Genomic DNA, 19,168 nt, shown 5'->3' with positions numbered 1-19,168 from the left:
CCCGCTCCCCGCAGCAGTCTCCCGCAGCCCACCACGCAGATTCGAGCCGCCCATGAAGCCGCCCCCCGGCCGACGCCGCAAGGCGCCCGCACGCCGCCGACCCACCCGACCGCAGTTCATCACTCTGGCCGCCTTCCTGGTCGTCGCCTCCGTGGTGGCCGGCTTCCTCGCCCTGACCCGCCCCGACTCCACCGCGCCCACCGCGTCCGACGGGGCCGGGGGGACCGCCACCAAGGGCCCCGCCCCGTCGGCCGCGGCGAGCAAGGAGCCCGCCTGGGACGGCAAGGTCAAGGTGCTCGGCGACGGCTCCACTTCTTACACGGGTCCGCAGCAGGGAGAGTTCAAGCCGGTCCCGCTCAAACCGGGTGAGAAGCCGCCGCAGTTCGTGGTGTTCTCCTGGGACGGCGCCCTGGAGGGCAGCGACCACCTGTTCTCGCACTACCGGGAGCTGGCCAAGCAGTACAAGGCCCACATGACCTTCTTCCTCACCGGGATCTACCTGCTGCCCAAGGACAAGAAGACGCTCTACCACCCGCCGATGCACGAACCCGGCGACGCGGCCATCGACTACGCCACCGACGAGCACATCCGCGACACCCTCGGCCAGTTGCGCACGGCCTACCAGGAGGGCAACGAGATCGGCACCCACTTCAACGGCCACTTCTGCGGCGCCAAGGGCGGCGGCGACTGGAGCGTGGAGGAGTGGAAGAGCGAGATCGACCAGTTCTACGACTTCGTGGAGAAGTGGAAGACCAACACCGGCTTCACCGACATCCCGCCGCTGCCCTTCGACTTCCGCAAGGAGGTCACCGGCGGCCGGGCGCCCTGCCTGGAGGGCCAGCCCAACCTGCTGAAGGCGATGAAGGACTACGGCTGGCGCTACGACGCCTCCTCGCCGGGCGACTTCCAGATCTGGCCCGCCAAGAAGAACGGCATCTGGGACTTCCCGCTCCAGATGCTCCCGTACGAGGACGGCAAGTACCAGGGCCTGTCCATGGACTTCAACTTCCTCTACAACCAGTCGGCGGGCGAGACCAAGGGCGACCCCGCCAAGTACCCGCAGTGGGAGAAGCAGACCGTCGACTCCTACATGGCGGGCTTCAACCGCGCCTACTACGGCAGCCGGGCACCGCTGTTCATCGGCAACCACTTCGAGGACTGGAACGGCGGCATCTACATGAAGTCCATCGACCAGGTCATCAAGAAGGTCTGCGTCAAACCGGGCGTCAAGTGCGTGTCGTTCAAGGAGCTGGCGGACTGGATGGACGTGCAGAAGCCGGAGACCCTGCAAGCCCTGCGCGGACTGGATCCGGCGCAGTCGCCGGACTGGTCCACGGTGGTCAAGTGACCCGTGTAACCCCTTGGTTCCACTTGCGCACACCCTCTTCACAACCGGCGTTCGCCCCATGCGAAGATGCGTCCGCCCGGTAGGTGTACCGGCGTAGAGGGGATCATCATTGAAATCAAGAAAACTGAGCCGTAAGCGGCGTCGCGCCACCATAGTCACCGCCGCTGCCGCCTCGGTGGTCGCCGGCGTCGTGCTGGTGCCCAACTGGAGCGCGGGCGCGGCGGTCACCGACGACCCGACGGTCGACGCGGCCACCAAGGCCACCTTCCAGAAGCTGGCGGACGCGGTCTTCACCGACCGCACCGAGGCCCTGGTCGACGGCGGCAAGGGCGGCAAGCAGGGGAAGCAGGGGCACCACCAGCGGCTGTCCTCGCGCTTCTCCGGCAAGGTCCGCCTGTCCGGCACGCAGTCCAAGTACGAGGACTCCGCGCTGAGCCAGCTGCGCGGCCGCAAGGACCGGCTGGAGAAGCTGGGCGAGAAGTACAGCGCGGGCAGCACCACCGTCACGCTGAACGCCACCCAGGTCAAGGGCCGCAACGCCAAGGTCGCCGTCACCGAGAACACGACGCTGACCTATGCCAGGGTCCGGGGCAACGAGCCGAAGAACACCGGCTTCCAGGCCCACCACGAGCTGTCCTTCCAGGCCGACAAGCACGGCAACTGGCAGCTCACCAGCATCCACGACACCGACGACGGCGTGGCCGTGAACCAGCCCGCGCCGCCGCCGGCCACCAAGCCGGAGACGCCCGCCGACGACGGCAACCCGCCGGAGGCGACCCGCTCGTCCACGGCGAAGAACGCACCGGCCAACAAGAAGAACCTGACGTCGGGCACGTACGACTACCAGGCCATGGCCGCGTACGCGCAGAAGTACTGGAGCAAGTACAACCCCGACTACCCGAGCTTCGACGGCCAGGGCGCCGGCGGCGACTGCACCAACTTCGTCAGCCAGTCCCTGAAGGCCGGCGGCTGGAAGCACGTCCCCGGTTACACGAACGACTTCCACAACTGGTTCGGCAACAACGAGATCCAGTCGGACTCGTTCGTCGGGGTCAACGAGTTCTCCTGGTTCGCCCTGTCCTCCAAGCGGGTCACCGGCCTGCCGTACGTCTACCAGATGGACGTCGGCGACGTGCTCCAGGTGGACTTCAACCGGGACGGGTCCAAGGACCACTCCATGATCGTCACCTACCGCAGCCCGCAGGGCGTGCCGTACGTGTCGTACCACTCCACCAACACCTACAACCGGTCGGTGGCGAGCCTCATCGCCTCCTACCCGAACGCCAACTACTTCGCCTATCGCACCTGAGCCGCGCGGGAGCGGGAGCCGGCCGGGGCCTCGCCTCAGTGGCCGGCTCCCCGCTCCTCGCGGATCTGCGTCACCACCCGGGCGGCCGTCCGCCGGACCGTGTCGGTCTCCGTCAGGAAGTGCCAGTAGTCCGGGTGCCGCCCCTCCAGGCCCGTGATCGCCCGCTCCAGCCGGGCCACCGCGTCGTCCAGCGGGCGCGCGTGCCGCGGATCGGGCGTCGTACGTCCCGTCATCGCCAGCCGCTGCGCGTCCCGGATCGCGAACCGGGTCTTCTCGATCTCGCCCTGCGGATCCTTCTGCACCGCGTTCAGCCGGTTCAGCCGGTCCCCGGCCGCCGAGACCGCCTCGTCGGTGGTGTTCAGCAGCGCCCGCACCGTCGACAGCAGCGCCGTCGCGTCCGGCCAGCGCTGCGCGTCCCGCGCGGCCTGCGCCTCCGTCAGCTTCGCCTCGGCCTGCCGGACGTTCTCAGCGGCCTGCTCGGGGACCTGCTGGAGGTCCTGCCAGCAGGCGATCGTGAACCGCCGCCGCAGCTCGGACAGGACCGGGTCCACCTGGCCGCTGCGGGTGGTCAGCGCCTGCGCGCGGGTACGCAGCGACACCAGCCGGTGGTCGATCTCGGCGGCCTTCTCCGGCAGCCGCCCGGCCTCGGCGCCGATGGCCGCCGCCTCCCGCGACACCCGCTCGGCCCGCTCCAGCGTCGGCTGCACGCCGTGCTGCCCCGCGCCCTGGTTCAGCTTCGTCAACTCCGGGGCGAGCGCGGCCAGCCGGGCGGCCAGGTCGTCGGCCCGCAGGCCCGCGCCGCGCACCGCGTCCAGCGCGTTGCTCGCGGCCAGCAGCGCCTGCCGGGCGCGCTCCACGGCGGGCGCGAGCCGCGCGAGCTGGGTCTCGGCCTTGCCGAGCAGCGGCCCCAGACCGCTGCTGAAACGGTCCAGCTCGCGCTTGACGTTCAGCAGTTCGTCCTTGGCGGCGGTCAGATCGGCGCGCGCCCGGGAGGCGGCCGACGCCTCCAGGTCGTCGCGGTCCAGGTCGGTGGCGTCGACCGCCTGGATGTAGCGGCCGCTGGCCTGGTCGATGCGCTGCCCGAGCGCCTCGAAGTCGGCGACCGCGCGGCGGGCGGCCGGGGAGTCGTCGACGGCGGTGATGGTCTCCATCGAGATCCGCAGGTCGCGCTGGGCGGTGTCCAGCTCGTAGAAGGCGCTCGCCGCCGCGTCCTTGGCCGCCTGCGCCTCGGCCCGCTGGCTCTCGGCCCGGCCGCCGAACCAGCGCCGGGTGCCGCCGCCCGCGAAGGCGGCGGGCAGCGCGAGCGCGGCCAGCAGCGGCAGGACCGCCAGGGCGAGCACGTCGGCGGCGCGCCCGGCGCGCCCGGCGGGCGTGGGCGGCCGCCGCACTGGTGCCGGTGCCGCCGCCGTGGCCCGTCCCGCCGGTGTGGCCGTCACATTCCTCTCCCCGTGCCGTCGTCCGCCCCGCCTGAATCAGCGTGGGTACATTCTCCCACCTGTACAGGGTGAACACACGGGCCGGTCCTAGGGCCTGTCGTCAAATTGCCGACGTCCGCCCGGAGGGCGGGCCTCGCGGCGTCAGGTGCGTGCTCTCGGCGTGCCGGGTCCTGACCCGCGTACTGGACGTACTCGGGTCGGGTCCCGGTGCGGCGAGAGTGCGTGCATGGCGTCGCGGGGCAGGCGGGAATTTGACGACAGGCCCTAGTTCGCCGTGCGCACCGTGATGCTTCCGTTGGAGGTCCGCGCGGACACCACGTGCGGGCTGGAGTCGTCCCGGGGCACCGACACATGGGTGGAACCGTGGCTGGTCTCCGTCGTCACCCGGTACCGGCCGCCGGGCAGCGCCACGGTCACCGGACCGTTCGAGGAGTGGGTGTCGACCAGGTCGGGCACGGCGCCGAGCTCCAGGTGCACGGAACCGTTGCTGGTGGTGGTGCGCACCCGGCGCGCGGCGACCTCGGCCCGCACGGAGCCGTTGGACGTGCGCAGGTCCAGCGGCCCGGTGGAGTCGGTGATGTGCACGGGCCCGTTCGAGGTGCGCACGGTCAGCGGGTCCTTGAAGCCCTGCGCCCGTACGCTGCCGTTGCCGTCCCGCACCGTCACGGCGATGCCGCGCGGCACCTCGATGCGGTGCCGGGCGTCGCAGTCGGTGACGATCCCGGAGCACTTCAGGCGCAGCACCAGCCGGTCGTTCTTCATGGACCAGGTCACATGGGGGTCGTCGCCGATCAGCACGGAGCCCTTGAACCACCGCGTGACCTGGACGGTTCCGGCCTTGACGCCGTCGGCGGAGACGATCTCCAGCGCCGAGTCGTCGGAGTCCACGGTCAGGGTGCGGCCGTGCAGGGAGAAGGAGCGCTGCTCGGGGTCCTTGTCGTCCGCCGCGGAGCCGCCGCAGGCGGTGGCCGTGGCGAGCAGGGCCGCGACGACACCGGTCACGGCGGCGGCGCGGACGGGAACGGAACGGGACATGACGGTCTCCCCCAGATGCGGAACAGCGCTCTCGGCGCGTGGTGCTGCGGTCACCAACGACCGTAGGAGAAGGGGAGCGGGCGGGGAATGCGGCTCGCTGCCGGATCGGGGGTGGGGGTAACCCCCCTACGCCGGGCCCCGGGTGCACCGAAGGCCCAGCTCCTCGGGACACCCCGTGGTGCTGGGCCTTCGCTCGCGTGACACGACGTGACGTGACGCGGCCGGTGGGCGCGGACGGTTTCGAACCGCCGACATCCTGCTTGTAAGGCAGGCGCTCTACCCCTGAGCTACGCACCCGGGACGAGTGGACAGCCTACCCTGACGAGGGGACCGTCCCGCAAACCCCTTCCGGCGGGCCCGGCGGCGCGACGCCCCGGTGACCAGCGGGCATCACCCGTCGCCCGGTCCGTCCCCGCGCGCGAGGCGCTCGTGGTCCTCGCGGGCGTGCTTGAGCCGGGTGCGGGCGGCGACGGCGTCCGGGCCGGTGAAGGCGGACCAGTAGCGGTGCGTGGTGACGAACACCGCCAGTTCGTGCTCGCGGCGGCGGAGCTTCTCCACCTCGGCCTGGTCGTCGGCGGACCAGCCCGGGGAGGCCGGGCGCTCCACCTTGCGCCAGCCGCCGTCGTCGCTGAATCCGTCCAGCGGCTGGACCGACCAGGGCAGCCGTTTGAGCAGGGCCGACAGCTCGGCCCGGACCTGATGCAGCTCCTCCTGGCCGGCGAGGAGGTCACTCGGGAAGTCATAGGGCGTAGCCACGCCGCAATGCTACGCCTGTTCGATTTTCGGTGGCGACTCGCGCGAGGGGGTTCATGCGTTCGACGAATCCGCCGGTCGCGGCCCGTTGTCAGACCCCTGCCCTACGGTGACGGGGATGGGTGACGTAGGACGGAAGGGGAGAGTGTCATGGGCGAGGCGGACGAGGCGAAGGTGCGGCTGGAGCCGTGGGGCGAGGACGACTTCTGGCTGCTGCGGCTGCACAACAGCCCGGAGATGACCGAGCACCTGGGCGGCCCGGAGAGCGAGGAGAAGCTCGCCGAGCGCCACCGGCGCTATCTGGAGCTGCCCGCCGGGGGGATGTACCGGGTGGTGGCGGCGGACGACGGACGCACGGCGGGGGCGATCGGCTTCTGGGAGCGGCCCTGGCCGGACGGGACCGTCTGGGAGACGGGATGGGCGATATCGCCCGAATTCCAGGGGCGCGGGCTCGCGGCGGCGGCCGCGCGGGCGGTCATGGGCCGCGCGCGGGCCGCCGGACGGCACCCGTTCCTGCACGCGTATCCGCGCGTGGAGCACACCGCCTCGAACGCGGTCTGCCGCAGGGCCGGTTTCACCCTGCGCGGCACGGTCGCCTTCGAGTACCCGAAGGGCAACCCGATCACGTCGAACGACTGGTACGCCGACCTGGGCACCGAGTCCCCGGGCGGCGCATGAGGGCACCGGCGGTCCCGCGGGACCGGGAGGAGACTGGAAGCATGTGCCGGAGCATCAAGACGCTGCGCCCGCCCGCCCTGCCCGAGGAGGCGACCGAGGAGGAGATCCGCGCCGCCGCCCTCCAGTACGTCCGGAAGGTCTCGGGGTTCCGGGCGCCCGCCGCGCACAACCAGGAAGTCTTCGACCGCGCGGTCGAGGCGGTCGCGGCGGCGACGGCGGAGCTGCTGGCGGGACTCCAGGTGCGGGGAGGTGCGGCACGACGGGCCGCCGCCGGGTGAGACGCGCCCCGGGCTGCCGGGTGTGGCGCGCCTCGGGCTGCCGGGCTGCCGGGCTGATGGTCCTTGCGCTCCGGTCCTCGCGCTCCGGGCTCCGGGGTGAGGTGAGCCTCACCTGAGACGGCCGGGGGGAGGGGCGGTGGCTCAGGACGCCTCGCGCGCCTTCGGGGCGCGGCGCATCAGATACGCCGCCGCGGCCCCGGCTGCGAACAGGGCGGCCACCGAGACACAGGTGGCGAGCCAGGCGGCGCCCAGCCAGCGGGTGCCGAAGTAGCCGAGGGCCACGCTGTAGCCCGCCCAGGACAGCCCGGCCAGCGCCGACCAGGGGAGGAACTCCCGCACCCGGCGCTGCGCCGCGCCCGCGCTGAAGGAGACGACCGAGCGTCCGGCCGGGGCGAAGCGGGCGATGACCACCAGCGCGCCTCCGCCGCCCCGGGCGAGCGCGGCGCCCAGCCGCTCCTGGGCGGTGCTGAGGCGGCGCGAGCGGGCGAGCGCCCGGTCCAGCCGCTCGCCGCCGCGCCGGGCGAGGCGGTAGGCGAAGAGGTCGCCCAGCACCGAGGCGGTGGCCGCGCACAGGATCAGCGCGAGGATGTCGGGCACATCGTGCGGGACATGCCCGGCGGCGGCGCCCGTGCCCGCCGCGGCGGCCGTCGCCGCCGTCACGATCAGCACCCCGCTGGGCAGCACCGGCAGGAACACGTCCAGCAGCACCGAGAGGGTCACCGCGACATAGATCCACGGAGTGCCGGTGAGCGCCCCCACCCTCGCCACACTCTCCAGCACCGCGAACTCCCTCGACTCCCCCGGGGACCGACCGTGTGCCGCGATGTCGCGGGGGAGCGGCAGGGGCGGTCTGTGAACAGCCATACAGCGTACGCCCGGGGTGTGACAGGGGATTCACCGGGGGCTCATGTGTTCGCAGAGGCCCCCGTGGGGTGTGCGGGGAAGCCGGGGCCGGTGCGCGGGAGGACCGGCCCGGGGCCGGGGCTGCCGGGTGGGACCGGCAGCCCCGCGCCCGCCGTCAGGCCGCCACCGGGGTCTGCTCGGCGGCGGGCTGACGCTGTGTCGAGCGCCGGGCGAGCAGCCCGTCCAGGGCGAAGGCGCCGGAGCCGGTGAAGACCAGCAGCAGGAAGGACCAGCAGAACAGCACCGGCATCTCGCCGCCGTTCTCGATGGGCCACAGCGCCGCCTTCTGGTGCACGTCGAAGTAGGCGAAGGCCATCGAGCCGGAGGCGATGAACGCGGCGGCGCGGGTGCCCAGGCCCAGCACGACCAGGGCACCGGCGACCAGCTGGATCACCGCGGCGTACCAGTTCGGCCAGGTGCCCGCCGAGAGCGTGCCGCCATGGGTGCCCGCGGCACCGCCGAGCACACCGAACAGGGACGCGGCGCCGTGGCAGAAGAACACCAGTCCCACGACGACGCGGAACAGGCCGAGGACATAGGGCTGCGCGGAGTTGAGACGTCCGGTCAGGCCGGTCATGTGGGGGTTCTCCTTCGGTCAAGGCCGGCCCGGGGAGGGGACCGGCTGGGGGACGCATCCGAACGAGTGACCTAGGTTAGGTCGACCTAATCTGTACTTGCAAGTTCAACATCTGGCCATGCTGGGGGTGCGCTTCCGATTCCGTTTGCTCCGGTACGCAGCGGATTAAGTGAAGTGCGCGAACCAGCCGAGGGGTGGACAACCTGGTGAATAACGGGGTGTGCCACCTGCTGGACCACTGGGCGGGCCGGGGGTGCGGCGGACTCCGCTACGGCTCGCGGCCGGGCTCCCCGGGCGCGCTCGGCCTGCGCGCGGAGGCGCGCCGGACGTCTCCGGGGCGAACGTCGACGAGCGTCGAGTTAACGAACAAATGGCCGAACCACCACGGCCGGGTGCGGCGTCGGCGGCCCGATGGCTCGGATCGCGCCATGCGGGGGCGGTGCGGATCGGCCACGCGCTCGCCGCGCGGACTCCCGTCCACGGCGAAGCCCGCCCTCCTCCGTCGGCCCGGAAGGGCGTGCGGCGGAGGAGGGCGGGCGGGGTGCGGCGTGCGTGGGAGAGGCGGTGGGGGGAAGTGGGGGCGGGCGGGGTGCTCAGCAGCTCGCGAGGTAGCCCTGGAGGGCGCTCTTCTCCGCCGAGTCGACCGACAGGCCGTAGTAGTACTTCACCTGGACCCAGGCGCGGACGTACGTGCAGACGTACGCCGACCGGGACGGCACCCAGGTGGCGGGGTCCTGGTCGCCCTTGGCCTGGTTGACGTTGTCGGTGACCGCGATGAGCTGCGGGCGGGTCAGGTCGTTGGCGAACGCCTGGCGCTGTGCGGTGGTCCACTTGCTCGCGCCCGAGTCCCACGCCTCGGCCAGCGGGACCACGTGGTCGATGTCCAGGTCGGAGGCGGCGGTCCAGGTCGCGCCGTCGTAGGGGGAGTACCAGCTGCCGCTCTTGGCGGCGCAGGAGGAGTCGGTGGTGACGTTCGAACCGTCCCGCTTCAGCACGGTCTCGCGGGTGTTGCAGCTGCCGCTGATGGTGATCCAGTGCGGGAACAGGGAGCGGTCGTAGCCGGTGCGGTTCTCGGCCGCGACGGTGAGGGAGGCGAGGTAGCCGCGGGCGGTGGCGGCGCTGACCGGGGTGGGCAGGGCGGCGGACGCGGCCGGGGGGTTGATCAGCGCGGCGGAGGCGAGGAGGCCGGTCAGGGCCGTGAGGATGCCCACGCGTCGACGCGCGTAGAACGAGGAGGCGGAGGACCGGCGGCGGAATATGCGGGCCATGTGAACTCCCTTGCGTTGTGGGGGTTTTGGGCGCGAGTGTGGGAATGCTCGCGGCGCCGCGTTGCGGGAGGGTGTGCGTCCGGTGAGAAGTTAGTGACGCGTCCATGACATGACAAGGTCCGGGGCCGAACTCGTCGTCGCGTACCATGGACGGCGCAGAAGGGGAGTAGCTCTTCGCCGGACCGTCGACATACTGCTCAGCCATGCTGAGCCGGCGCCCGGAGGCAGGCCGCGGACACCGTCCCGGCCGGCCAGCGAGACCTTCGGCAAGCAGTGCACGCCCGTGCCCACGGCACGGGCGCATCAGTGCGCTGCCCTGCCGAGGCGTCTGTCGCACAGCTCACAGCACTCTCGGCGGGGCGGCCCGACCGATTGAGGGACAGTGATCAGTCTCAGCGTCATGGCGCTCGTCTTCGGCGTCGTCTTCCTCGCCGAACTGCCGGACAAGACGGCCCTGGCGGGACTCGTCCTCGGCACCCGCTACCGCGCCTCCTACGTCTTCGCGGGCGTCGCCGCCGCCTTCCTGCTGCACGTGGTGCTGGCCGTGGCGGCGGGCAGCGTGCTCACCCTCCTGCCGCAGCAGATCGTGCACGCGCTCACCGGCGTGCTGTTCCTGGGCGGCGCGGCCGTGCTGCTCTTCAAGAAGGGCGACGACGAGGAGGAGATCCGCAAGCCCGCCGACCAGTCCTTCTGGAAGGTCGCCGGGACCGGCTTCATGCTCATCCTGGTCGCCGAGTTCGGTGACCTCACCCAGATCATGACGGCGAACCTCGCCGCCCGTTACGACGACCCGATCTCCGTGGGCGTGGGCGCGGTCCTGGCGCTGTGGGCGGTCGCCGGTCTCGGCATCGTCGGCGGAAAGGCGCTGATGCGGCGCGTGCCGCTGGGGCTGATCACCAAGATCGCGGCCGTGCTGATGATCGCGCTCGGTGTGTGGAGCCTGTGGGAGGCGGTGAGCTGAGCCGCCGGGCGGGTGCGCGGGGCGTGCGTGCGGGCGCGCGAGCGTGTGCGCCGGGGGCGTGCCGGAAGGGTGCCCCCGGGCTCCCGGTGCCCGACCCGGAGCTGAACTTCCGGTGAAGTCCGCTGAAGGGTGCACGGGGTGGTGGCGGGAAGCCCGTCTCGTTTTGTACCGTAGAGAAACAAAGTGGCTCCCGCCCGTTCTCCCTGACCGGCGGGCGGGGCCGCCTTGTCTCCTCCGGGAGGCCCGGCCGGACAGCCGGGGCCCCACCGCACGCCCCTCCGCACCTTGGAGCTGCCGATGACGGCCACCGCCGTGCTCACCGCCCGCGCCCTCCTGCTCGACATGGACGGCACCCTCGTCAACTCCGACGCCGTCGTCGACCGCATCTGGCGGCGCTGGGCCGACCGGCACGGGCTGGACGGCGACGAGGTGATGAAGGTGGTGCACGGCCGCCAGGGGCACGCCTCCATGGCGCTGCTGCTGCCGGACCGCCCCCAGGAGCAGAACATCGCCGAGAACGCCCGCATGCTCGCCGAGGAGACCTCGGACATGGACGGCGTGGTGCCCGTGCCCGGCGCGCCGGAGTTCATGGCCGCGCTGCGCGGGCTGCCGCACGCCCTGGTGACCTCGGCCGACGTGGGCCTGTCCACCGCGCGGATGGCCGCCGCCGGGCTGCCGCTGCCGGACGTGCGGGTCACCGCCGAGTCCGTGGGCGCCAGCAAGCCCGACCCCGAGGGCTTCCTCAAGGGCGCCGCCGAACTCGGCGTCGAGCCCGCCGACTGCGTGGTCTTCGAGGACTCCGGCGCGGGCATCGCCGCCGGGCGGGCCGCCGGGATGCGCGTCGTCGGCATCGGTCCGCGCGCCGCCGTCCACGAACCCGACGCGGTCGTGCGGGACCTCACCGAGATCCGGGTCGAGCCGGTGGGGGACGGGACCGTGCGGTTGCATCTGGGCTGAGCACCCGACCGGACCGGTGGGCTGATGGCGCGCGGGCCCCGTCTCACCATTGCGTCGGCTCTGCCTCCAGGCTCGCTCGGGTCGCCGGGCCGTACACGCCGAAGCCGTCCGAGGTGATGCCGCGGGCCCACTGGTAGTTGCGCACCGAGTCCTCGACGCTGCGGCTGTAGTAGCCGTCGATCGCGTCGGTGTAGAGGTACAGCCGCGTCAGGCGCTCCTGGAGGTCGCGTACCGCGGGGCCGTGGTCGCCCCGGCGCAGGGACCCGGCGGGCTGCGTGGAGGCGGTGGCCAGGGTGCTCGGCGGGCTCTGCGTGGGCGAGGCGGTGCCCGGCCCCGGTACGGCGGCGCCGGTCGGGGACCCCGAGGGCGTCGGCGAGTGGCCGGTGGCCGAGGGCGACGCCGACGCCGAGGTGCTCGCGGTGGGCGAGGACGAGGTGGTCGCCGAAACGGACGGCGAGGGCGAGCGCACCGGCGCGGCGCTCGTCGGCGCGGCCGACGGGACCGTGGGCGCCGGGCCGTCCGGGATGCCCTCCCGTACGTCCTGGGCCGCGCCGTCGCGCGCGGGGGACTCGTACGAGAACAGACCGCCGGCGTACGCGGTCGCCGCGACGACCGCCACCACCGCCGTCGACACGGCGATCACGGCGGCGGGGCGGCGTCGGTGACGGCGCCGACGGGACCCGCCCGGCCCGTCGCCCGTGCCGTCCGCCCCGGCGGACGGGTCCACCGCCTCGAAGGTCTGCGTGGAGCGGGCGTCGAACAGGCTCAGGTCGGACGCGCTGGGCGCACCCGCCCGCCGCGCCAGCGGGGTGGACAGGGCGGGCGGGGTGATGGCGCGCAATGACATGGTGGCGTCCGAGCCGTGCGCGCCGTGCGTGCTGTCCGAACCGTGCGCGCCGTCCAAGCCGTGCGCGGCGCCCGCGCCCTCGGCCGCGTCCGCGCGGGGCGCGCCGTCCGCAGGGCCCGTACGGGACGCGCCCTCTGCGCCCTCTGCGCCCCTCGCACCGTCCACGACAGGCACCGGCCGTGTCTCCGCCTCGGCCCGGGAATCGCCCCCGGCGGCGACGGGAGCCGCACCCGTACCCGCACCCGCACCGACGGCCCCCGGGGCACCAGAGCCACTCGGACCTCCAAGGTCACCCGGGGCTCCAGGCCCACCCGGGGCACCGGCGTCTCCAGGGTCCCCGGGATTCACGTATGGCCGTATCCGCAGCGGGTCGAAGTCCTCGGCCCGCGCCGCTTCCGCCGTCCGCGCGTCGCGCAGGGCGTCGGCCGCCCGGCGGCCGCAGGCGCACGACGGGGAGTTGTCCGCGCTGCGGGGCGCCCCGCACTCCGGGCAGACATGCCGTTTCGGCTCTTCCACGCCCCGGTCCCCTCCCAGTCCGAACTCCAAGGATTATGCAGATCCCCTCCACACCTTCTCCCCGAAGCCCCCGGAATGGCGGCGGCCGAAGGGGACTCGACAGGCCATAACCGGACACATTGGTGACGATGGAGGGTGTCACGCGAGCGTCGGGAGGTCGCCATGGCCGGGAATGGACACGGCACGACCGGTACGCCGGAGACCCCGGAGGTGCCCGAGACCCCGGAGGTGCCGGAGACGGTGCCGCGCGGCGCCGCGCCCGACGACTCCGAGCACGTCCCGGGCAACGTCCTCGTCTCGATCGGCGCGCTGCTCCTGGGCATGCTGCTGGCCGCGCTCGACCAGACGATCGTCTCCACCGCGCTGCCCACCATCGTCAGCGACCTCGGCGGCCTGGAGCATCTGTCCTGGGTGGTCACCGCCTATCTCCTGGCGTCGACCGCCGCGACCCCGCTGTGGGGCAAGCTCGGTGACCAGTACGGCCGCAAGAAGCTGTTCCAGACCGCCATCGTGATCTTCCTGATCGGCTCCGCGCTGTGCGGGATGGCGCGGAACATGCCCGAGCTGATCGCGTTCCGGGCCGTGCAGGGGCTGGGCGGCGGCGGGCTGATGGTGCTGTCCATGGCGATCGTGGGCGATGTCGTGCCGCCCCGCGACCGCGGCCGCTACCAGGGGCTCTTCGGCGCGGTGTTCGGCGCGACCAGTGTGCTCGGGCCGCTGCTCGGCGGTCTGTTCACCCAGCATCTGAGCTGGCGCTGGGTCTTCTACGTCAACCTGCCCGTCGGTGTGGTCGCGCTCGCCGTGATCGCCACCGCGCTGCACATCCCGCGCAAGACGCAGCGCCATGTCATCGACTACCTCGGCACGCTGCTGATCGCCGCGGTCGCCACCTGCCTGGTGCTGGTCGCCTCGCTCGGCGGCACCACCTGGGGCTGGGGCTCGCCGCAGATCATCGGGCTCGCGGTGGCGGGCGTCCTGCTCGCGGCGGCCTTCGTCGCCGTCGAGCACCGGGCGGCCGAACCGGTGCTGCCGCTCAAGCTGTTCCGCATCCGCACCTTCACGCTCTCCGCGGTGATCAGCTTCATCGTCGGCTTCGCGATGTTCGGCGCGATGACGTACCTGCCGACCTTCCTCCAGGTCGTGCGGGGCATCTCGCCGACGCTGTCCGGTGTCCACATGCTGCCGATGGTGGTCGGCATGCTGCTGGCGTCCACCGGTTCCGGGCAGATCGTCAGCCGGACCGGGCGCTGGAAGGTGTTCCCCGTCACCGGGACCGCCGTCACCACCGTCGGCCTGCTCCTGCTGCACCGGCTCGACGAGCACAGCTCCACCGCCGAGATGAGCGCGTACTTCTTCGTCTTCGGTCTCGGTCTGGGCCTGGTGATGCAGGTTCTCGTGCTCATCGTGCAGAACGCCGTCAGCTACGAGGACCTGGGCGTCGCCACTTCCGGTGCCACCTTCTTCCGCTCCATCGGCGCCTCCTTCGGCGTGGCCATCTTCGGTACGGTCTTCGCGAGCCGGCTCGGCGACCAGCTCGCCGCCGCCTTCCGGGGGACGCGGCTGCCGCCGGGCGTGACGGCGGACGCCCTCAAGTCCGACCCGCGCGGCATCGGCGCCCTGCCGCCCGGCCTGCGCCCGGCCGCGCTGCACGCGTACGCCTCCGCCATCACCGACGTCTTCCTCTACGCCGCCCCGGTGGCCCTCCTCGCCTTCGTACTGGCCTGGTTCCTGAAGGAGGACAAGCTGCGCGGCTCGGTCACGGCGCCGGACGGCACGCAGACGCTCGCCACCAACCCGGTGGAGCGGTCCTCGTACGACGAGGTGTGCCGGGCGCTGTCGGTGCTGGGCACCCGCGAGGGGCGGCGCGAGATCTACCGGACGATCACCGCGCGGGCGGGCTACGACCTGCTGCCCGCGGCGAGCTGGCTGGTGCTGCGGATCAACAAGTTCGGGTGGGTGGAACCGGCCCTGCTCGCCGAGCGTGTCCCGGTGCCGCTGACCGTCATCCTGGAGGCGGCCCGCCAGGTCGAGGAACGCCGCCTTGCCGAGCGGCAGGGACTGGACCTCGTCCTGACCGACCGGGGGCGCGAGGTCGCCGAGCGGCTGGCCCACGCCCGCGAGGACTCCCTCGCCGAACTCCTGGGCGACTGGTGGAAGCCCGGCCGCTCCACCGACCTGACCCAGCTCGTGAAGGAACTGACCGGCGAACTCTGCGGCTCCGACGGCGAACGCCCCCACGACGGACGGCCGGTCACCCGCCAGCTCTGACCGCCGCGCTTCTGACCGCCGCGCCGCGCCGCGGCGGGTCAGGCGCGGGCGCCTCGGCGCAGGGACTTGGCGAACCAGTGCTCGGCGTAGAGGGAGTCGTTGTGGGGTGCGGTCTCGGTGTAGCCGAGGCGGGCGTACAGGGCGCGGGCCTCGACGAGGTCATGGCGGGTGTCCAGGACCATGCGCCGGGCGCCGAGGGCGCGGGCCGCCTCCTCGGCGGCGCCGACCAGGAGCGCGGCGCCGCCCCGGCCGCGCGCCTCCGCGTACAGGAACACCCGGGTCAGCTCGGCGGTGCCGGGATCCAGCAGCCGGACCCCCGCCGTCCCCGCCGGCCGTCCCTCGTAGCGGCCGAGCAGCAACTGCCCCGTGGGCGGCGCCAGTTCCGCCCCGGTGACGGCGGCGATCTCCCGCTCCAGCTCCTCCGGACCGGTGCGGCGCCCCTCGTGCAGCAGATACCAGCGGTCGCTGACCTCGGTGTAGTACGCCCGCCACAGAGCGGCGGCGACCGGCGAGTCGTACGGCTCCGGGCTCACGCTCCAGGACACGGCGGTGGTCGGCGACGGCAGCGGCATGCGCACATTCTCACCGGCGGGCCACACGCGTCCGCAACCGGATATCACCCGCCCGTCAGCCGCACGAGCCGTCGCCCGTCAGCCGCACGAGCCGTCGCCCGTCAGCCGCACGAGCCGTCGCCCGCCGCCCCTGCTTCCCGCCCTCCCCGCCGTGCGCGCCACTCCGCGACGACCTCCTCCGCGTCGAACCGCCGCAGGCCCAGCGGTGGGCCGGGCGGGGGTTTGACCATCATGTCGAGGATCTTGGTGTTGATGTCCGCGACGATCCGGCGGACGGCAGCCTCCGAGGGGGCCGCGTGGGCCGCCGCCAGGGCGTCCTCGGCCTCCTTGCGCAGGGCGAGGGTCGGCGGGAGGACGGACAGGCCCTCGCGGGCGAGCTTGCGCTTGACCCACCACAGTTCGTCGTACGTGGTGTCGTCCGGGAGGGGCTTGCCCGCGCCGGGGAGCCGGTCGAAGGCGCCGCGCGCCTGCGCGTCGCGGATCTCCTTCTCGACCCAGGACTCGAACGGCACACCCGGTGGCTTTCGCTCGGTCATGGGCCCATTGTGCCGGACACGCCCCGCCCAGGCGATTTATCATTCCGCCGCGGTGCGTCAACCGGGCGCTCCGCGAACGGTGTTGGCGCGCACGGCCGGGCACGCACAGGCTGCGGCCCGGGGCGCCCCGAACCACGAGGAGCGCACGTGCTCGAACTCACCATGGCCGCGGTCGCCGGGACGGAAGCGGGCAGCACCGCCGGCATGCTGATGGCCGAGGCGCCCAGCGAGCCGGGTGCCGTGCTGCGGGTGGGCCGGGACCGGGCCGTGTGCCGGCTGGCGACGCCCGAGGACTGGCTGTTCGTCTCCCGCGTCCACCTGGAGTTCCGCTGCGGAGCCGAGGGCGCCTGGCGGGTCACCTGGCTGCGCGGCTCGCAGCCGGAACCGTCCGCCGAGGTCCGGCTGACGGTCGGCGCGCCGGGCAGGGCACAGGCCGGCGCGCAGGGCGGCCCGCTCGGCTACGGCGCCACCGCCGAGCTGCCGAGGGGCGGCTCGGGCGAGATACTCGTCCGGGACCGCACCAGCCCGCGCAGCCTCAGTGTCGGCTTCTACCACGAGGTATGAGCGGGCACGAGGTGTGAGCGGGCCGGGCGCGGCCCGGACGGACGAGCGGCGGGGGCTCAGTCGAGCACGAGGGCCAGCGCGAAGCCGTCGTAGCCCTTGCTGCCCACCGTCTGGATGGCGGTGCCGTCCAGACGGGGGTGCTCGGCGACGAGTTCCAGCGCGCCGCGGGTGCCGCGCACGCTCGGGTCGGTGCTGTCCGGGTCGGTCACGGCGCCGCCGCGCACCACGTTGTCCAGGACGATCAGGCTGCCGGTGCGGGTCAGCCGCAGCGCCCACTCGACATAGCGCGGGTTGTTGACCTTGTCGGCGTCGATGAAGACCAGGTCGAAGGGGGCCGGGTTCTCGTCGGCGAGCTTGGGCAGCGACTCCAGGGCGGGCCCCACCCGCACCTCGGTGATCCGGTCGAGCCCGGCGTGCGCGAGGTTGCGGCGGGCCACGTCGGCGTGATGGGCGTCGTACTCCAGCGTGACCAGGCGGCCGTCCTCGGGCAGCGCGCGGGCGAGCCAGATGGTGCTGTAGCCGCCCAGCGTGCCGATCTCCAGGACGTTCCGGGCGCCCTGGAGGCGGGCCAGGAGATGCAGCAGCTTGCCCTGGTTCGGGGTGACGTTGATCTGCGGCAGGCCCTCGGTGTCGCTGTCCCGCTGCGCGGCCCGGAGGGATTCGTCCTCCGGGGAGAGCAGGCCGGAGAAGTAGGCGTCCACGTCGTCCCAGAGCTGCGAGTCGCTCATGCACCATGCCTTTCGTGTGCCTAGTTAGATCCGCTAACTAGCTGCGCTAACGAATATAGCCCGGCGGCACGAACAGTGTCAGCGAATCGCGGCCCCGGCGCTCACGACTCCACGCGCGACTGCACGCACGACTCCACGGAGGGCGGCGAACCCGGCAGCGGGCGCCCGGCGGACTCCGCCATGAACCACACCGCCACACCGCCGATCAGCGACGCCGCCATCATGTAGTAGGCGGGCATCATCATGTTGCCGGTCGCGCCGATCAGGGCCGTGACCACCAGCGGGGTGGTGCCGCCGAACAGCGACACGGAGATGTTGAAGCCGATCGACAGGGAGCCGTAGCGCACCCGGGTCGGGAACAGCGCGGGCAGCGCGGACGGCATCGCCGAGGTGAAGCAGACCAGGAGCAGACCGAGCGCGCCCATGCCCAGACCGATGGCGAGCAGGCTGCCCTGGCGGATCAGCAGCAGCGCGGGGACGGACAGCAGCAGGAAGCCCGCGCAGCCCGCCGCGATCACCGGGCGGCGGCCGATCCGGTCGGTGAGCGCCCCGGCGAACGGCTGGACGATCATCATCAGCGCCATCACGGCCAGCACGACCAGCAGCCCGTGCGTCTCGTCGTACTTCAGCTCACTGGTCAGATAGCTGGGCATGTACGACAGCAGCATGTAGTCGGTGACGTTGAAGACCAGCACCAGGCCCATGCACAGCAGCAGCGCCTTCCACTGGCCCGCGACCATCTCGCGCAGCGGCACCTTCGGACGGCTGGATTCGGACTTCTCGACCTCGGCGGCGAACGCCGGGGTCTCCTCCAGGCGCATCCGCAGATACAGGCCGATGATGCCCATCGGGCCCGCGATCAGGAACGGGATCCGCCAGCCCCAGGAGACCAGGTCCTCCGAGGACAGCAGCGCGGTCATCAGCGTGACCAGGCCCGCGCCGCCGATGTACCCGGCGAGCGTGCCGAACTCCAGCCAGCTCCCGAGGAAGCCGCGGCGCCGGTCGGGGGCGTACTCGGCGATGAAGGTGGAGGCGCCCGCGTACTCGCCGCCGGTGGAGAAGCCCTGCACCAGACGGGCCGCCAGCAGCAGGATCGGGGCGCCGACGCCGATCGTGGCGTACGACGGGATCAGGCCGATGGCGAAGGTGCCCGCGGCCATCATGATCATGGTGACGGCCAGCACCTTCTGCCGTCCGACGCGGTCGCCGAGCGGGCCGAAGACCATGCCGCCCAGCGGACGCACCAGGAAGGCCGCGGCGAAGGCGCCGAAGGTGGAGAGCAGCTGGGCCGTGGGGTTGCCGGAGGGGAAGAAGACCTTGCCCAGGGTCACCGCGATGTAGCTGTAGACACCGAAGTCGAACCATTCCATCGCGTTGCCCAGTGCGGCGGCCTTCACGGCCCGCCGCACGAGCGCCGGGTCGGTGACCGTGGCGTCGGAGCGGTTCTTGGTGAGAGTGACGGGAGGGGGCGCGGTGACGGTGGCAGCCGACAAGGCTTCGCTCGCCTACCTTTCGACGGGGGCAGGGACACGACCCACGCGGCGGCGCTGTCGGCGGGTCCGGCCGGTCCGCGCGCGGCGGTCCGGCACCGGTCCGCACGGGGTGCGGACCGAAAGCGGCCCCCGCGTGGCGTG

At 72.7% G+C, this 19,168-nt stretch carries 19 protein-coding genes and 1 tRNA gene; 8 read left to right on the top strand and 12 right to left on the bottom strand.

Annotation, left to right across the window (positions count from 1 at the left end; all coding sequences use genetic code 11):
• Positions 1–52 precede the first annotated feature (52 nt).
• Both B086_RS0132465 and B086_RS0132460 read left to right on the top strand, forming a co-directional pair.
• On the top strand, positions 53–1,348 hold the full coding sequence (locus tag B086_RS0132465; protein WP_018570610.1) for a hypothetical protein: 1,296 nt from the start codon (positions 53–55) through the stop codon (positions 1,346–1,348).
• 175 nt (positions 1,349–1,523) lie between these two features.
• Positions 1,524–2,657: an amidase domain-containing protein gene (locus B086_RS0132460; RefSeq protein WP_018570609.1), complete on the top strand. Its 1,134-nt coding sequence runs from the start codon at positions 1,524–1,526 to the stop codon at positions 2,655–2,657.
• A 35-nt stretch (positions 2,658–2,692) separates the two neighbouring features.
• Here the strand turns inward: B086_RS0132460 and B086_RS0132455 are convergent, their stop codons facing one another.
• The 4 genes from B086_RS0132455 to B086_RS0132440 form a co-directional block, all read right to left on the bottom strand.
• Positions 2,693–4,093, bottom strand: coding sequence for a hypothetical protein (locus B086_RS0132455; RefSeq protein ID WP_026252993.1), 1,401 nt, complete (start codon positions 4,091–4,093; stop codon positions 2,693–2,695).
• Between the two features lie 264 nt (positions 4,094–4,357).
• Entirely contained in the window at positions 4,358–5,128 is a 771-nt protein-coding gene (locus tag B086_RS0132450) for a DUF4097 family beta strand repeat-containing protein (RefSeq protein ID WP_018570607.1), read from the bottom strand.
• Between the two features lie 225 nt (positions 5,129–5,353).
• Positions 5,354–5,425 (bottom strand) — tRNA-Val (locus tag B086_RS0132445).
• Positions 5,426–5,518: 93 nt separating this feature from the next.
• Entirely contained in the window at positions 5,519–5,884 is a 366-nt protein-coding gene (locus B086_RS0132440; protein ID WP_018570606.1) for a hypothetical protein, read from the bottom strand.
• A gap of 147 nt (positions 5,885–6,031) precedes the next feature.
• On the opposite strand from B086_RS0132440, the gene B086_RS0132435 reads away from it, so the two are divergent.
• Together B086_RS0132435 and B086_RS0132430 are read left to right on the top strand one after the other, a co-directional pair.
• Entirely contained in the window at positions 6,032–6,559 is a 528-nt protein-coding gene (locus tag B086_RS0132435; RefSeq protein ID WP_018570605.1) for a GNAT family N-acetyltransferase, read from the top strand.
• A 41-nt stretch (positions 6,560–6,600) separates the two neighbouring features.
• The gene (locus B086_RS0132430) at positions 6,601–6,837 is read left to right on the top strand and encodes a DUF2277 domain-containing protein (protein ID WP_018570604.1); all 237 of its coding nucleotides are present in this window, start codon (positions 6,601–6,603) and stop codon (positions 6,835–6,837) included.
• A gap of 141 nt (positions 6,838–6,978) precedes the next feature.
• Here the strand turns inward: B086_RS0132430 and B086_RS0132425 are convergent, their stop codons facing one another.
• From B086_RS0132425 to B086_RS0132415, 3 genes are all read right to left on the bottom strand, one after another.
• Positions 6,979–7,617 (bottom strand): DedA family protein, encoded by a 639-nt coding sequence (locus B086_RS0132425; protein ID WP_018570603.1) that lies wholly within the window; start codon positions 7,615–7,617, stop codon positions 6,979–6,981.
• A gap of 238 nt (positions 7,618–7,855) precedes the next feature.
• A complete protein-coding gene (locus tag B086_RS0132420; RefSeq protein ID WP_026252992.1) occupies positions 7,856–8,308 on the bottom strand; it encodes a DoxX family protein in 453 nt (150 codons plus the stop codon).
• A gap of 602 nt (positions 8,309–8,910) precedes the next feature.
• Entirely contained in the window at positions 8,911–9,585 is a 675-nt protein-coding gene (locus B086_RS0132415) for an HNH endonuclease family protein (protein ID WP_018570601.1), read from the bottom strand.
• 382 nt (positions 9,586–9,967) lie between these two features.
• Here B086_RS0132415 and B086_RS0132410 point away from each other — a divergent pair, with 382 nt between their 5' ends.
• Positions 9,968–10,546, top strand: a complete 579-nt coding sequence (locus B086_RS0132410; protein ID WP_018570600.1) for a TMEM165/GDT1 family protein — start codon at positions 9,968–9,970, stop codon at positions 10,544–10,546.
• A 297-nt stretch (positions 10,547–10,843) separates the two neighbouring features.
• A complete protein-coding gene (locus tag B086_RS0132405) occupies positions 10,844–11,503 on the top strand; it encodes an HAD-IA family hydrolase (RefSeq protein WP_018570599.1) in 660 nt (219 codons plus the stop codon).
• Positions 11,504–11,546: 43 nt separating this feature from the next.
• On the opposite strand, the gene B086_RS43375 is transcribed toward B086_RS0132405, so the two are convergent.
• A complete protein-coding gene (locus B086_RS43375; protein ID WP_234029414.1) occupies positions 11,547–12,515 on the bottom strand; it encodes a peptidoglycan-binding domain-containing protein in 969 nt (322 codons plus the stop codon).
• A gap of 513 nt (positions 12,516–13,028) precedes the next feature.
• On the opposite strand from B086_RS43375, the gene B086_RS0132395 reads away from it, so the two are divergent.
• Entirely contained in the window at positions 13,029–15,134 is a 2,106-nt protein-coding gene (locus tag B086_RS0132395; protein ID WP_018570597.1) for an MDR family MFS transporter, read from the top strand.
• Between the two features lie 38 nt (positions 15,135–15,172).
• On the opposite strand, the gene B086_RS0132390 is transcribed toward B086_RS0132395, so the two are convergent.
• Complete coding sequence (locus B086_RS0132390) at positions 15,173–15,706, bottom strand: GNAT family N-acetyltransferase (protein ID WP_018570596.1); 534 nt, start codon at positions 15,704–15,706, stop codon at positions 15,173–15,175.
• A 101-nt stretch (positions 15,707–15,807) separates the two neighbouring features.
• On the bottom strand, positions 15,808–16,242 hold the full coding sequence (locus B086_RS0132385; protein WP_026252989.1) for a DUF1992 domain-containing protein: 435 nt from the start codon (positions 16,240–16,242) through the stop codon (positions 15,808–15,810).
• A 147-nt stretch (positions 16,243–16,389) separates the two neighbouring features.
• On the opposite strand from B086_RS0132385, the gene B086_RS0132380 reads away from it, so the two are divergent.
• Positions 16,390–16,806: a hypothetical protein gene (locus B086_RS0132380; RefSeq protein ID WP_018570594.1), complete on the top strand. Its 417-nt coding sequence runs from the start codon at positions 16,390–16,392 to the stop codon at positions 16,804–16,806.
• A 56-nt stretch (positions 16,807–16,862) separates the two neighbouring features.
• On the opposite strand, the gene B086_RS0132375 is transcribed toward B086_RS0132380, so the two are convergent.
• Both B086_RS0132375 and proP read right to left on the bottom strand, forming a co-directional pair.
• Positions 16,863–17,534 carry an O-methyltransferase gene (locus B086_RS0132375; protein WP_018570593.1) on the bottom strand — a complete coding sequence of 224 codons (672 nt, stop codon included), beginning with the start codon at positions 17,532–17,534 and terminating at the stop codon, positions 16,863–16,865.
• A 101-nt stretch (positions 17,535–17,635) separates the two neighbouring features.
• Complete coding sequence (proP, locus tag B086_RS0132370) at positions 17,636–19,027, bottom strand: glycine betaine/L-proline transporter ProP (RefSeq protein ID WP_018570592.1); 1,392 nt, start codon at positions 19,025–19,027, stop codon at positions 17,636–17,638.
• Positions 19,028–19,168: the final 141 nt, after the last annotated feature.

It is taken from the genome of Streptomyces sp. PsTaAH-124, assembly GCF_000373685.1.
Lineage (GTDB): Bacteria > Actinomycetota > Actinomycetes > Streptomycetales > Streptomycetaceae > Streptomyces > Streptomyces andamanensis.
The sequence above is the reverse complement of the archived record's forward strand: the minus strand, read 5'-3'. Positions and strand labels throughout refer to the sequence as shown.

Bases quoted from the DNA above. Each gene is read 5' to 3' on its own strand.
- B086_RS0132465 (WP_018570610.1), top strand. From the start codon at position 53: ATGAAGCCGCCCCCCGGCCGACGCCGCAAGGCGCCCGCACGCCGCCGA.
- B086_RS0132450 (WP_018570607.1), bottom strand. From the start codon at position 5,128: ATGTCCCGTTCCGTTCCCGTCCGCGCCGCCGCCGTGACCGGTGTCGTC.
- B086_RS0132435 (WP_018570605.1), top strand. From the start codon at position 6,032: ATGGGCGAGGCGGACGAGGCGAAGGTGCGGCTGGAGCCGTGGGGCGAG.
- B086_RS0132430 (WP_018570604.1), top strand. From the start codon at position 6,601: ATGTGCCGGAGCATCAAGACGCTGCGCCCGCCCGCCCTGCCCGAGGAG.
- B086_RS0132415 (WP_018570601.1), bottom strand. From the start codon at position 9,585: ATGGCCCGCATATTCCGCCGCCGGTCCTCCGCCTCCTCGTTCTACGCG.
- B086_RS0132405 (WP_018570599.1), top strand. From the start codon at position 10,844: ATGACGGCCACCGCCGTGCTCACCGCCCGCGCCCTCCTGCTCGACATG.
- B086_RS0132395 (WP_018570597.1), top strand. From the start codon at position 13,029: ATGGCCGGGAATGGACACGGCACGACCGGTACGCCGGAGACCCCGGAG.
- B086_RS0132390 (WP_018570596.1), bottom strand. From the start codon at position 15,706: ATGCCGCTGCCGTCGCCGACCACCGCCGTGTCCTGGAGCGTGAGCCCG.
- B086_RS0132385 (WP_026252989.1), bottom strand. From the start codon at position 16,242: ATGACCGAGCGAAAGCCACCGGGTGTGCCGTTCGAGTCCTGGGTCGAG.
- B086_RS0132375 (WP_018570593.1), bottom strand. From the start codon at position 17,534: ATGAGCGACTCGCAGCTCTGGGACGACGTGGACGCCTACTTCTCCGGC.